The sequence below is a fragment of the Roseivirga sp. BDSF3-8 genome, assembly GCF_041449215.1.
Lineage (GTDB): Bacteria > Bacteroidota > Bacteroidia > Cytophagales > Cyclobacteriaceae > JBGNFV01.
In genome coordinates this window covers 708,062-722,885 of record NZ_JBGNFV010000001.1, presented here as the reverse complement: position 1 = coordinate 722,885, position 14,824 = coordinate 708,062, and the positions used below count along the sequence as shown (strand labels likewise).

Annotated in this window: 7 protein-coding genes; 5 read left to right on the top strand and 2 right to left on the bottom strand. The window is 47.8% G+C overall.

What is annotated here, in order from left to right; all coding sequences use genetic code 11:
* Window positions 1–48: 48 nt before the first annotated feature.
* Window positions 49–1,572 (top strand): IS1182 family transposase, encoded by a 1,524-nt coding sequence (locus AB9P05_RS02860; protein WP_371911331.1) that lies wholly within the window; start codon window positions 49–51, stop codon window positions 1,570–1,572.
* 606 nt (window positions 1,573–2,178) lie between these two features.
* Window positions 2,179–2,499: a hypothetical protein gene (locus AB9P05_RS02855; RefSeq protein WP_371907304.1), complete on the top strand. Its 321-nt coding sequence runs from the start codon at window positions 2,179–2,181 to the stop codon at window positions 2,497–2,499.
* A gap of 200 nt (window positions 2,500–2,699) precedes the next feature.
* On the opposite strand, the gene AB9P05_RS02850 is transcribed toward AB9P05_RS02855, so the two are convergent.
* Complete coding sequence (locus tag AB9P05_RS02850; RefSeq protein ID WP_371907303.1) at window positions 2,700–7,805, bottom strand: PKD domain-containing protein; 5,106 nt, start codon at window positions 7,803–7,805, stop codon at window positions 2,700–2,702.
* A 259-nt stretch (window positions 7,806–8,064) separates the two neighbouring features.
* Between AB9P05_RS02850 and AB9P05_RS02845 the strand changes: the two genes are divergently transcribed.
* The 3 genes from AB9P05_RS02845 (at window position 8,065) to AB9P05_RS02835 (ending at window position 12,744) form a co-directional block, all read left to right on the top strand.
* Window positions 8,065–9,084, top strand: a complete 1,020-nt coding sequence (locus tag AB9P05_RS02845; RefSeq protein ID WP_371907302.1) for a type IX secretion system membrane protein PorP/SprF — start codon at window positions 8,065–8,067, stop codon at window positions 9,082–9,084.
* 53 nt (window positions 9,085–9,137) lie between these two features.
* Window positions 9,138–10,334 (top strand): M48 family metallopeptidase, encoded by a 1,197-nt coding sequence (locus tag AB9P05_RS02840; RefSeq protein ID WP_371907301.1) that lies wholly within the window; start codon window positions 9,138–9,140, stop codon window positions 10,332–10,334.
* Between the two features lie 106 nt (window positions 10,335–10,440).
* Window positions 10,441–12,744: an OmpA family protein gene (locus tag AB9P05_RS02835; RefSeq protein WP_371907300.1), complete on the top strand. Its 2,304-nt coding sequence runs from the start codon at window positions 10,441–10,443 to the stop codon at window positions 12,742–12,744.
* Between the two features lie 60 nt (window positions 12,745–12,804).
* Here AB9P05_RS02835 and AB9P05_RS02830 read toward each other — a convergent pair whose 3' ends face one another.
* A complete protein-coding gene (locus tag AB9P05_RS02830) occupies window positions 12,805–14,571 on the bottom strand; it encodes a hypothetical protein (RefSeq protein ID WP_371907299.1) in 1,767 nt (588 codons plus the stop codon).
* Window positions 14,572–14,824: the final 253 nt, after the last annotated feature.

Here is a 14,824-nt window from a genome sequence, read left to right as displayed (position 1 = left end):
GGCATTACTACCCCCGCTTTCCAAGATGTGATATCTTGAGTTGTGTCAATAAGCGAAAAGATAGTTTTTAAAGACTACAACCCCAAGCAAATTATGCTTTTACCTCCGAGCCTGGAGGAGTTAATAGAGGCAGACCATCCAGTTCGGGTGGTCAACGAAGTGGTCGATCGTCTTGATATTGCCCCTCTATTGACTGGTTATAAGCCTGGCGGTACATCAGTATATCATCCAAGGATGCTGCTTAAAATATTGATTTACGGGTATATGAGTAATATCTACTCTACCCGCAAGTTGGAGGCAGCTATTGGTCAAAACGTTCACTTCATGTGGTTGGCAGGTATGAACAAGCCTGACCATAACACTATTGCCCGTTTTCGATGCGATCGGTTGAAAGATAGCCTGAAGGTGATCTTTGCTCAGATTGTAATGTTCTTAGTTGATGAGGGCCTACTGGACTTAAAGACAGTTTACACCGACGGCACCAAGATAGAAGCCCAGGCTAATCGCTACACGTTTGTGTGGGGCAGGTCTATTAAGACCAATACCGAAAAGATAAGCCAACAGCTTGAAGAGTTGTGGGACTATACCCAGCGGGTGGCAGAAGACGAGTTATATCAGGAAAAGCCTGATTTTAGCAAAATCGATGCTCGAAAGGTTAGTGATACTATTGATAGGATTGACCAGGCACTCACGGGCAAGAAGATAGCAAAAGGGAAGAGGCAGAAGCTTACCTATGCACGAAAAAACTGGCCTGGGAAGCTGGCTGAATACCAGCAGAAGCAAGCTATACTGGGACAACGAAACAGCTATTCAAAGACTGACCACGATGCAACCTTTATGATGATGAAGGAAGACCATATGCGAAATGGACAGCTCAAGCCGGGCTATAACCTTCAGATCAGCACCTCCAATCAATACTTGGTAAACTACACGATCCATCAAAATCCTACCGACACCCTAACGTTACAACCCCATCTTAAGAACTATCAGCAGTTATATAACACCCTGCCTGACACTATATGCGCTGATGCAGGATATGGTAGCGAAGAGAACTATGACTATCTGAAAGATAAAGTAGAGAAGGCCTATGTAAAGTATAATTACTTCCATAAGGAGCAAACCAGAAAATGGAAGCAAGACATATCTAAATCTCAGAACCTGCATTACAACGAAGAGCAGGATAAGGTCTATTGCCCGGCAGGCCAGCCAATGGATCATATAGGAAAGCGAAAAACAAAAACTAAGTCGGGTTATGAACAAACTTATGCACAATATCAGGCCAGAAACTGCCTGGAGTGTCCATTAAGGAGCGGTTGTTTTAAAGCAAAAGGCAACCGGATAGTTGAGATCAATCATAACCTTAGAACTCACAAGCAAAAAGTGCGGGATATGCTTATGAGTGACCAGGGAATAGCTCATCGCAAGCAGCGACCGGCAGATGTAGAAACTGTGTTCGCAGCCATCAAACACAACCGGGGCTTCCGCAGATTTATGATGCGGGGAACAGAGAAAGTCGAAATAGAAGCCGGACTACTGGCTATTGCACATAACCTGCTCAAAAAGGCTTCATAGAGAGCCTGTTTTCTTCGCCAAAAGAAAACAGATCATCAATAGCATTTACAGCAGATGAGCCTGGAAAGAAAAAAGTAAAGGCTGCCTCAACACTTTTGAGACAGCCTCTTTCTTTTTATTCAAAATGTAAATTTGTATTTGGTAAACTACCGCGAGGTGGTACCGGGTCGCGTTCGACCGGGTCGCGCCTGACCGGGTCGTGCCTGACCGGGTCGCGTCCGACTTCGCTATGCAGAGTGTTTGAAGTAATTCTCCAATTATTGTTTGGTGTGAAAAAGGCCTTTCTACTTTTGAGACAGCCTATTTATTTTTTTAGGTGCTGGTAGTGTTTAGGTTTTTCTCGAATGCGAGCCCAGTCGAATGCCGTCCAGCGGGATGCCGCTCTGTTTCCCCAAGGGGGAAGGAACGGTGTATAGTAGACTTTTGGTTTTTAATCCTGTCTAGAGGGCTATTGTCTGGCTGAGGTTAAAGGGTATATGTATCAAAGCACATAGGCTACTGTTTCAAGTGCCGCCTCTCAATCATCTAATTGCTTATATTTAATATTACTCTTCGCTGTATTTCGCAACAACTCTACCAGCGTGTAACCAATTAATTTTTATACTTATGAAAACTAAACTGTTCTTAGTTGCGGCGCTGCTTTTTGTAGCGGCTAACTTCTCTTTTGTTGAAAAAGAAAAAACTGTTGAAGAACGTAAATTTTACCCTACGGAATATGTTCGTTATGACGGATGGGGCTCCTGCGGACTTGTTTTCAGAAATCTAAATACCGGAGAGCAAATCTGGGTAGTTTCGCAGCCGGAAGAAATGTATTTGCGGATTGGGTCTACCTTTTACATTTCAAGAGTGGCCTGGCCCTATGTGAATCCTAATTGTACGCAGTGGCAGATCACGGAATTCCAGCAAGTATCTAATCCATATTATTAATTTGTCTTAAGGATAACAATACAATAACTAGGCTGTCTCGAAGGGCAGCCTGTTTTTTTTATTTATTCAGGAAGAGTCATGCTTCCACCTTCAACCGGTGAAAGATGATTCCTGCAATTTGGATACCTTATTGATCAGGGTAAAAAATAAGGCCGCCTGCTGAAAAGCAGGCGGCCTTTGATGTATTAATTGAAGCACAATTACCTGATTATGGTAATGCTGCCCCTCTTCCGTTGTTCTTCATTGAATTCTTCGCGAATGCCCGTAAAGCGGATTACATAAGCGTAGGTACCTGCCGGCACCAGGCTACCGTTAAATGTGCCATCCCAGCGGAAATCCTGGTTGTCAGAGAAAAAGATCAATTCGCCCCAGCGGTTATAAATATAGATCTCAAACTCATTCACATACCGGGGGAATACGAAGAATTCACGGTTGGTACCACCCGGCCTGAAAGCATTAGGTGCATCCACTTCAGGGCTGCAATCTTCTATCACATCTACCTCCAAAGTAGTAGGGCAGTTGTAAAGGTTCGTTCCTACAAAAGTATAAGTACCTTCAGTATCTGCGATCAATACCTGATTCCTTGAGATCAGTTCACCGTCAAGGTACCACTCGTAGTATTGGAAAGATGCCTGCGGATCCAATTCGATCAGCGCCTCCTCCAGGTTGTCTGAAAGCGGGCAAATGATTGCCGACTCAGGAAGCGTAACCGGCGTGAAGGGGGCCTCACTCAGTGTCAGCTCGCTTGTTGCCGTACAGCCATCAGCAGTGGTGATAGTAAGTGAAATAGCCAATCTGCCTTGTCCGCTCGGGTAGAAAAGCACAGCACTGTCCGCTGCTACCGACTCCCCGTTTACCGTCCAGTCATACGTCTCCACCTCGCGATTGATCAGAGCATCGATCCTTACGTCTTCTCCGTTAGGACAGTTAGCATAAGGAGCGTCCAGTTCAAGCTCCAGTGGTTCCCTGATGTTAAAAGGTCTGTCTTCCGTTACCGCATCACAACCCGATGCATTATCTATCACCCTCAGTGATACATCATACCGGCGAATCTCATTCAATACCAGCTCGTTCACATACTCTACCTGGCCATTTATTGTCCATTCATATGTGTAATTGCCAGCAGGAGAAGGTATAAGCCTGATTTCCCCTTCGCACTCATCGCCTTCTACAGTAAAGTCCGGCACAGGAGGCTCCAGAATGTTTACATCTATCAGAACTGTGGTGTCGCAAACCAGAGGATCTGAAGGATCGGAGATAATCGCGCGGAACGTTCCGCTGCCCTGTACCCCGACACTAGCATTATTCGGACTGGCACCATCGGCAAACTGACCGGTTACCTCTTCCCAGCGTACGGCAAGGTTAGGGTTTTGCCGTTCAATGGAGATCAGACCAGGCTCACACAGATCGATAGGCGTTTCATAAGTAAAGGCCGTTGGCCGGGTGATCGCGGGTACAACAAAATCATCAGAGAAGAAGCAGCCACCCTGGTTAATTTCAAATAGATAGTTGCCCTCAGTTAGCTCAGGCACATCCACCGTAGCAGGAGTGACAGGCTGCAGGTTTGTAAAACCACCTGTAGCCATCTCAAGCCCATTTTCGTCAAGCACACGGTAAGTTGCGGCTCCCGCAGACGCCCCGGTAATATTATCTACTGTTACCTGAGCTACGCAATTATTCACAGCAAGGCTTACATCCAGCGAACGGGAAGCATCTTCCAGCGTAAATACATCCTGAGAGGTACAGCCAGTTGTCTGGTTCTGCACCACCAGCGTATAATTACCCGGGTCAACATTCTGCAGGTTCATGTCATTTCCTACTACGGTCCGGTTCTCATCAAGCCACTGATAAACATAGGTAGCCGTTGCATCCGTAGGTGCATTGATGAATATGGAGCCGTCTGCATTGCCACAGGTACCCGGATTAATAGATGCCAGTGAAGGGTCAGGCTCATCATAAAGCCTGATGACTACCTCATCTGACACCGTACAGAATGTCAGTGTATTAGTTACCTCTAATCTGTAAGTAGCTTCATCCAGCGTTTCGTTGATTTGGATAGTGCGGCTGGTTCCGGCCGGTGTTCCGTTTATAAACCACTGCAGCGTAACCGGAGCATTAGGGCTGATGCCCGAGTCTATAACGCCTAACTCAGTCCCGCGACAGGCAAACTGATCCTCAGGAAGTTCAACCTCCGGACGCCCTTCAGAGATGCTTACAGGTACCGTGGTAGCACAGCCAAATTCGTTAGTCACCGTAACGGTGTAATCGCCCACCTGGTCAAAGATCACCGTGCGCGTAGAATCGCCTGTGGACCATCCGTAAGTCAGACCCTCATCAGGCAGACCGGCCGGCAGAGCATCCACCAACACGCCATTGTCATCACAGATCACCGCCTCCAGATCTTCAAGCTGCGGTTCTTCATAGATCACGATCTCCTTTTGTACCACAAAGCTGTCCACATTATAAGGCTCATAACCCAGAGGTAGACAGCGGTTATCAACTACCAGGGTCACAAGGTAGGTGCCAGCCTCATCATACGTATGCGTCAGTTGCTGATCCGTACTTGTCGTACCATCTCCCAGATTCCAGAAGAAGGTGTCGATATCCGATGAAGGGGTGGCCGAAAAGAGTACTTCCTGGCCACGACAGGTATTGCTCGCCGTAAAGTCGGGCAATCCCGTACCCGCCTGCTGGTTTTGAACATAGTTAGGTAGTCCGAGTGTACTTTGCCTTCCGCCAAGATCCTGGTCATCTTCCGTTAGCACTGAGGCCGTCTCTTCATCCTCATTGGGTTCTATTACAGATAGGGTTCCACTGTTATTCTGAGCGACATACACCCGGTTATCAGGGCCAATCTGTATGGCACCATATTCCGTACCCGGGTTATTAGCTAATTCCTCAATGCTCTGATTAATGTACGCCTCATCGCCCGGCCCGATAGTATCCACGAAATATTCATAGATTGCTCCTGAACCTGGAACACTAACATACATTTTAGCACCCCCGGGAGAGAAGCCTATCCCATAAACCGGGTCCGAGGGTACATCAATACTAATAACATCTGACAAGGCGCCCGTACTGTCAATGCGGAACAGTTCTACCGCCGGGTTATTGCCGGGGATAGATACAGCCAGCAGGTCACCATTAGGAGATACCGTCATATAGCCCTGCCCTCCTGCAGGGTTAGCGCTGGTATGCACTGAGCCTTCTGAGAAAACCTCAGGGCCCGTAATGCCTTCGGCAGATAAGCTATAGCTCAGGAAATTATTAGTGCCGAATTCGTGAGCCAGTATCGTTGTACCTCCGCCATTACCATCAAAGGCCACCACCTTTTCAGTTACTTTAGTGAATAGGTTCACATCCTTCTCTACCACCTCGCCAAGGGCACTATTAGCCTTAATATCTACTATAGAATATTTAAGGAGATGTCCGCCACTTTCTACCGCCTGTGTGGTAAATATGTAAAATAGTGTTTCATCATCCGGAAAAGGTACAATGATGGACGACATCGTGGAACCTGCGTCACCCCCGATGTTGGTGCCGTTGGCCATAACATTGTCACTTTGGTCCCATACCGTTTCTCCATCAGTATAGAATAGCATTTCCCCATTAGGTCCTGCAATAACGGAACAACCTTCAGGAGCCGTCATAGCACTGTTTAACAGCGGTACCGGAGGGTTTTCATTAAAGTCAAGCCCAGCCTGGTCGCCAAAGTGCCATAAAGTGGATATTGCGGTAGTATCCCCGTAAATACGAAGTTCCATTTCATCATACGCGCTACAACCAGCCGCGTCAGTTACCTCTACCCAGTAAGTACCGGCCTCGCTGGCTTCTATTGTCTGAGTTGTTTCCCCTGTATTCCAGATATAGGTGCCCATAGCGCCCGCATCCAGCGTCAGTACATCCCCGGGGCAAACAGTGGTATCATTCAGCATTACCTGGAGTTGCGTTTCCTGTATGGTCACCGTTTTGGTTACAGTCTGCGTGGTACCACCATAATCTGCCGTAAGCGTGACCTGGTAGTCTCCTGAGGCAGGAAATTCTACACGTGGCTGTACATTTGTCACGTTTATTGTGTCAGCACCATCCGCAGAAATCATTTCCCACCGGTACTCTTTGGCAGGTGGCTCGCTAAAGGCTACAAATTTTGTCTCATTTCCCAGGCATACGTCAAAGAAGGTAAAGTCTAAACCTGCCGTAATGCGATAAGTAGGCAGAAATGAAGGAAACTGGCTGCCGGCAAAGTCCTGGCGCCTGAACAGGGCCTCCTCATATTCCACCACATCGGCAATGCTATCCAGTTGAGAAAATCTGCCTGTCAGGTATGGCCCGCTGCCGGTTTCTCGGTATAGGTGATAAAGGTTGCCATCAGGGGCTTCCTGTAACCCGTAGCTTCGTGCCACGGGGTTTTCAAGAAGAGCTACTGGTAGCGCGCTATTGTTATTAAGGTCCATCCGGTACACATTAGCTTGTGTGCCGCTCTCGCCCGTTCTGCTCAGGTATAGAAAGTCCCCCCCAGGGGAAAATGCCACGTCATAAACGGCAGTATTTTCAGCATTGGCCGCAGTAAAGCCCGTGTTAAATACTGGCCTCACGTACCCCACCGCACCGCTGGTCCTGTTAAAGGTCAATAGCTGGATATTCGTATTTCCATTACGTGGCGCTACCGCTATCCTGTTGCCGGAAGAGTTAAGAGCCAGGTGGGCAGCAGGAGTAGTGGCATTCACAGGGGCCCCGGCAAGAGGATAGGTCTGTACAGCCAGGTTATTCGTTTCGGCAATGGTGATCACTACATACTCACCCGCACCATTTTGCGTAATCAGCCACGAACCCGTAAAGTCACTATTCGGTACGACCAGCAACGTTTCGCCTACACCAGCCAGGAGTAGCTGGTTTTTGACCGTCACATCGCCTGATGGCAGATTACCCGCTGAGGCGTTACCTGTAGCAGCCATATCCACTATACTATAGGTAAGATTGGTGCCATCGGTATAAAACACATAATACTGCGTTTCATTACCTGCCCCGGGGACAGGAGCTACCGCCACCCCTTGATTAAGAGCGGCATTACCGGTAAGGCCCCCGCCATTTGGCATCGGAGTATTACCTGCATCCACCACCACCTCTCCGTCGGAGTAAAAGAGGAGGCTGCCGGTAATGGGGTTTGTCGCCACAGCGCTACCTCCCGTTCCAAATGGAATATACTGCCCGTCAATGAGGAGGGCTTCACGGTCTGACTGTGAAAAAACTATCGCCTGTGAGCTATTACCAAAATACCATCGGTATCCGGCCAGGCTCTGAGCCATAGCAGTCTCAGTAACCAGTAAATAGCCTAGCAATGTCAGGGTAAAAAGATATCTGAATGTCCTATGCATGAGAAAGTTTCTGTCTTTCCAACCAACGCCTATATGACAGGTGATCGCGTGAATAACCTACAAATTTGTGCTATTTTAACACATACTATATATAAGTGCTGGGTAAAATTCGTTTATTTCATACTTCCTGATACTATTTGTGGATGTGTTTTTCTAATTTGGCCATATTTCCCAGATAAATCTTTATTCCATGCGGAAAATCCTTTTCGTTTTGCTGATTTTCGCGGGAATGCTCACTGAGAGTTTCGCGCAAGACCCGCAGTTTTCTCAATACTACGCAGCACCGCTGTACCTGAACCCGGCCTTCACCGGCGCCAGCGGACAGGGTAGGGCAGGGTTGAACTACCGGAACCAGTGGCCTTCCATTGACGCTAATTTCACTACTTATTCTGCTTACGCAGATTATTATTTTGATGATTTCAACAGCGGGCTGGGCCTGCTTATCCTGCATGATGAGGTTGCCGATGTGGGTATGAACCAAACCCAGATCGGACTCAACTATGCTTACCAGCTTCGTCTGAGTGAGACGTTTACCTTTCGGCCGGGTGTCGAGGCCCAGTACGTATTGCAATCTCTCAATTTCAGCGACCTGAGATTCGCCGATCAGTACAATGGGTCAGATTTTGAGCTTCCTACCAATGAAGACCTGGGCGGTGGAGATAATATCGGATATTTTAACCTGGCATTTGGCGGACTCCTTTACTCGGAAAACTTCTGGATAGGAGGTGCCGTGCATAACCTTACCGAGCCTAATCAAAGCTACGTGAGTGGTGACAATCCCAGGCTACGCAGGATAAGCGTACACGGCGGGTATCGCTTTCCCCTTCCGGCCGGCCCCGGCTATAAGGGACGTAACCGCGATGGCCTCGAGCGCACCATCACACCCACCTTCCAGTATAAGATGCAGGGGGACTTTGACCAGCTTGATGCAGGGGTGTATGCTACCCTGGAGCCGGTAGTGATAGGAATATGGTACAGAGGCCTGCCCTTTAAACCGCTCAATGATCAGGCAAATAACGAATCGGTTGTACTCCTGGTAGGCTTTACAAGCGATAATCTCCAGATCGGATATAGTTTTGACTACACTGTAAGCCGTCTGGGTATTGCCAGCGGGGGTGCACACGAGATTAGCCTTACGTACCTCTTTAACCTGGCCGACCCGCGTCGTCCACCCAAAAACGTCCGCCAAATACCCTGTCCCCGCTTCTGATGCCTAATATTGGATCAGAACAAATACAATGGCTGCTAATCATACTGTTGGCAGTGAGCTTCATTATAGAAAGGCTGCTGGCCTGGGTAAACCGCCGCTATGGAAAAAAAAAGAGCCTGCCGGATGAACTAAAGGACTATTTCGACGAAGAAAAATATGCTAAAATGGAGGCCTACCGGAAGGAACGGGCCTCATTTTCTTTGTTCTCCTCTACATTAAGCACAGGCATTATGCTGGTGCTGCTGGCCTTCGGTGGCTTCGGGTGGCTGGACAGTGAATTACGGCAGGTAACCCAACATTATATATGGCTACCCTTACTGTATTTCGGTGTGCTCGGACTCAGCGCTGACCTGCTTAGTCTCCCTCTTCAGGTATATGATACCTTTATACTCGAAGAGCGTTACGGCTTTAACCGTACCAGCACCAAAACCTTCTTTCTGGACAAAGTAAAAGGCTACCTGCTTGGGGCCATCTTTGGAGGTGCCGTGCTTGCCCTGCTGGTATGGCTTGTTCGCGAGCTCGGGAATGACTTCTGGTGGGTGTTCTGGATAGTCATAACCCTCTTCAGCCTCTTCATGTCTTTCTTTTATACCAGTTGGCTACTGCCGCTGTTTAACCAACTGAGTCCGTTGCAGGCGGGAAGCCTCCGTGATAAACTGGAAGCCTATGGGCGGGGCATTGGTTATCCGCTGGATAAGATATTCGTGGTGGATGGGTCTAAGAGAAGTAGCCGGGCCAATGCCTTCTTCTCCGGTTTTGGCAGCCGCAAAAAGGTGGTCCTTTATGATACCCTTATAGAAGGTACCAGCGATGAAGAGCTTGTGGCCGTACTGGCACATGAGATAGGCCACTATAAAAAAAAGCATATCAACAATGGCATCATCATGTCTGTGATCCAGACAGGCCTCATCCTATATCTTGCCAGCCTGCTTATTTACAATGGTACCCTCAGCGGGGCCCTTGGAGCCGGCCAGTGGAGCTTACATGTTAACCTGATAGGGTTTTCTGTTTTGCTTTCCCCTCTTACCGGTATTTTAGGTTTGTTATCAAATTACATTAGCCGTAAGAATGAGTTCCAGGCCGATCGTTTTGCCACTTCCACGTACCGGGCAGAACCGCTTGGTACGGCACTGAAAAAGCTGGCTACCGACAATTACGAAAACCTGCACCCACATCCGGTCTACGTATTTTGTTATTACTCCCATCCACCCCTTCTCAGACGTTTACGTGCTATAAATGAGGCTGTCTGAATGCTGACTTTTTAGGGGTGGGCTTATCCCTGTAAGGTATTGGTCTGATTCGTACCGGTTTATACTTCATTAAACATAATCTTTGTAAAAAACAGGATTATAAGTTATGAAGAACGGTTTACATTTTTTCCTGTCCGTATTCATGCTGGCTCTCACCGTTGGTAGCGCCTGGGCACAGAGTGATGCGGAGCAGAAAATCTACCGTGCCGATAAATACTTCGGTTTAAAGAACTATGAGGCAGCACTGGAGCTTTATGAGGAAGCTATCGGTGCCGGTGTGAGTGATGCGCAGGTATTGTATCGTGCAGGTGTAAGTAAAGCACATCAGATGCATGTAGATCAGCAAATTGAAGCTATTTCATGGCTGAAGGGTGCGGCCGCTTCAGGCAAGGTGCCGGTAGATGTATATTATTACCTCGGTGATCTGTACCACAAAAATGCCCAGATTGCAGAAGCCATTTCTTCATTTGAAAAATACCAGGCAGAGGCTAAAGACAAAGGCAAAATGTACCAGCTTTCTGAGGAAAAGCTGGATCAGAGCCGCAATGCACTCTCTCTGATGAGCCAGAAAAAAGATATCGAAGTCTTTCCATTCGGGTCTAATGTGAATACACCTGCCACCGAGTACAACCCCGTAGTGTCTGCCGATGAATCAGTCATGGCGTTTACGGCCATGCGTAAGGATGAAAAAGGCCGTGGCTTTGTAGAAGAGATTCAGATTGTGGAAAAAGACGAGCATGGCAATTGGCTGCAGGCTCAGAAAGTGGATATCCCTACCAAATATAATGTAGGTACGGCCGGTCTTTCACCCGATGGCCGCCACATGCTCATATTTATTGGTGGCGCTAATAATACCGGTAATATCTACTCCATAGACAAAGAAGGAAAAAAATGGTCTGTACCTGCTCCCGTAGGCGAGCCGGTAAACAGCCGCTACCTGGAAACAACAGCCAGCATTACGGCAGATAACAAAACCATTTACTTTGCCAGTAACCGCCCCGACGGATATGGCGGTATGGATATCTATATGGCTACCCGCCGCGACGATGGGGGCTGGAATCGTCCGGTAAACCTCGGACCAGAGATTAATACCGATAAGGACGAGGATGCTCCTTTCATACACCCCGACCAGCGTACCCTGTATTTTACCTCCAGCGGACATAATAGCATGGGTGGCAAAGATATATTTAAGGTGCTGAAAGTAGGCTCCGGATGGTCTTCTCCTGAAAATATGGGGTACCCCATCAATACCACCGCAAATGATAACTATTTTACCCTGACAGCTGACGGTAAAAAAGGTTTTTTCAGTAGTGACCGTAAAGGTGGGAGCGGTGCGCAGGATGTCTACTATTTCCAAATGCCTGATCAGTATGCCAATATTCCTATGACCCTGATCAAGGGGCAGATACTTGCGGGTGAATCTTTGGAGCCTGTTCCCACTAAGATCAAAGTGATAGACAAGTCCACAAATACCAAAGTAGATTATGTGTATGATCCTGATCCTGAAACAGGGTATTACCTTATCATTTTCCCTCCCGGCAAAAACTACGACATGATCATTGAGGCAGAAGGATATATGCCTTACACTGTCAATGTGAATATTCCTAACCAAAACTACTTTTACGAACTGTACCAGCGCATCTACCTGAAGCCTATTGTGCAGTTTGATGAGATGGTAGGTCAGGAAGTAAGCGTGAAAAACGCCTTTTTCGATACGAAAACCAATGCCGATGTGAACCCACGGGCCGCGAATGAGGCAATGCTCATTGAGAAGGATAGTATCGATGTATATGAGCTTATGGAAAGCATCATTGCGGCGAATGATACCGCAGCCTATGATTACCTGATGGACCTTATGTATAAGACTAACCCTGTCAGCGACATAGACTTCGATGCCAAATCAGACCTTATAGAGACGGCTGATATCGTGTACTACTACGAAGAAAATGATCCTGAAGATCTGGAAATGAGAATAGTGGACAATGATACCATTATGTCATTACCTACCTTCTTCGTTTCCAAAGAGGCCAAACGCCAGGCAGAAGAGCAAAGTAAGCCACTGGCGTACGATAAAAGCCTGCTGGAAAAGGTGCATAAAATTTATTTTGATACAGATCAAAGTACCCTTACTACCAAAGGTGAAACGGACCTGCAGAATGTACTGGGAAGCCTTTCGGAGTACGATGGCCTTGGGATAGAGATCAGCGGTTTTGCTTCCAGCGATGGTAATGCAGACTATAACCGAAACCTGAGTAATCAACGGGCTATATCCGTTCTTAACTTCTTTAACGAAAGAGGTGTTGCCAGGCGTAGAATCATTGCCAAAGGCTACGGAGCCACACAGAATCAAAGTGATAAAAAGGAAGCCCGCCGCGTAGAGATCAGGCTGGTAGACCTTTCAAGACAATAGAAATAACCGACGTTATCCTGAAAGGGGCTGTGTCACGTGATGCAGCCCCTTTTATTGTTTCTAGCGATACGGAAGTACCTCCGGAGCCCCTATATCAAAGTCCCCAAAATTATTGGACTCTGTACCTCCCAGCTCCAGAGCGGTGGGGCTGGCATCACGGGGGGCATTCGGGTAAAATGCAAAACGCAGATGAAACGTTTTAAAGGCCAGGTTTTCATTACGAATACGCACCCCAAAGCCGAAACCCTGGTAAAACTGGCCTTCAAATACCGGCTCTCCCCTGTTTGAGATGAAGCCCATATCGGCAAACAGGTAGGGTGCCAGGTTAAACCCTATAGCTGCATAGGGAGTAAATACAATCGACTCTAATTGTACAGAGAAACGCCTGCTGCCCCGCAGGTCAAAACTTCTGAGCCCTCGTATCCCGTTTTCCTCTTCCAGTGAAATCAGCTCATGGTTAAATCGCCTGATGCCGTTGGTATAGTTTAGTGTGACAAACTGCCTGAGCCGGTAATCCCAAATGGGCAGCAGGCTGCTGAAAAAGTTGGTTTTAGCTATTAAAGCCCCTTGTTCTACATCACCCCTATTAAAAAAGCCACCCAGTGAAAGCTCCATCCTCAGGTAAGATGCGTCATTTAGCAGCGTACCGTTAGCCATATTTACCCCATGGTACCACCGGTCGTAGAGGTCACCTTGCTCCTTACCCGTAATAAAGTTGACCCGGTAACCCGTAGGAATATCCTCTGTGCGTCCAAAACCATATACCAGTGTGCTACGGTAAAACTGGCGGTAAGAAATACCCAGGCTGGCTAGGTACAATGTGGTGCTGCGGTAGAGCCGGTTTGTGTCGGAGGTGACTTCCGGCCGTGTTGTATAATCAAGGTCAAGCAGACGTCCGGCCAGTACAAGCTGGGAACGACTGGCTAAAAATGCCGATGTCCTGTTCACCCGGAAGCCCCTGCCAAACCATACGTCGCGGCGGTCATAGTCCAGTGGAAATATTATTTCCTCATCTACGTTTTGCCTAAGCCGTTGTTTGGTTTCCTGCCGGCTGACTTCTATCCCTCCTGCATATTTTATATTAGGAGACAGAAAAGAGCGGTTAAGCCTTATGCGCCTTCGATCAGCCCAATAAGTGTCGGCAATATCAGCCCGTAACCGGATAAAGGAGCCCCTTATATTTGCCACCTGGTACTGGGCCTCATAGCCCATTTCTTCAGTAAGATCAGGGTTAAACGACAAAGTCAGATCCAGTTCGTGGCCCAGGCCCAGTAGATTGTTCTGTCCCACCGTAAGGCTGCCTTGATCAAGGCCGGAGGGCCTTACATCCAGTGTGTAGGCAAACACATCCTTTGTGACCAATAAAATATCTACCGTATCACTATCAGGACCCCTCGGTTGTACCACCAGTCTGGCATCTCTTATAAAAGGTAGCTGGCGAATGATCCTTTCGTTATCACCGAGTGAGGCAGCCTGGATACGCTCCCCCTTTTCCAGCAGCAGGTTATTCAGCAGTACACCGTCCCGGGTTTTCATATGCAGCTTATTAGCCCGGTTTGCCCAGCCCCTCGCATGGAGGCTGGTATCAGTCACAACCGTGCCAAAAGGGGGGAGTTTTTTCAGGTAGATATTACCTACGATTTTACCATCGTATGGCCTGTAAGGGTTACGGCTATCCTCATTTTGCAGTGTATCCGCCGGTGGGGCTGATGGAGGCAGGGTAAATACGAGGTCGAACAACTCACGAGTGACCTTGGTCCCGGCAAATTTCTTTCTCAGGTTTTCGTAAAAGATTCGCGTTTTATCAATAGCCTGTTTTACAAACATCGCCTGGACAGTGTCTGCAACATAGATAGTCGTATCGCGGGGAATGTATACGCTGCTGTCCCGGAGTATCAGATAGCTATCCGCGGGAATGTTGAGAGTGTCAATAGTTGATTTTTGCTGTTTTTGGGCATAGACGGGCCTGGCGGCTAACAGGACCAGCCATACAGTAAAAAGCAGGTATGTGAGGAGAGATCTGATAAAAAACAGTAAGTTATAGTACGTGAAAAAAACCTGGCTTAGTACGCAGGTAACT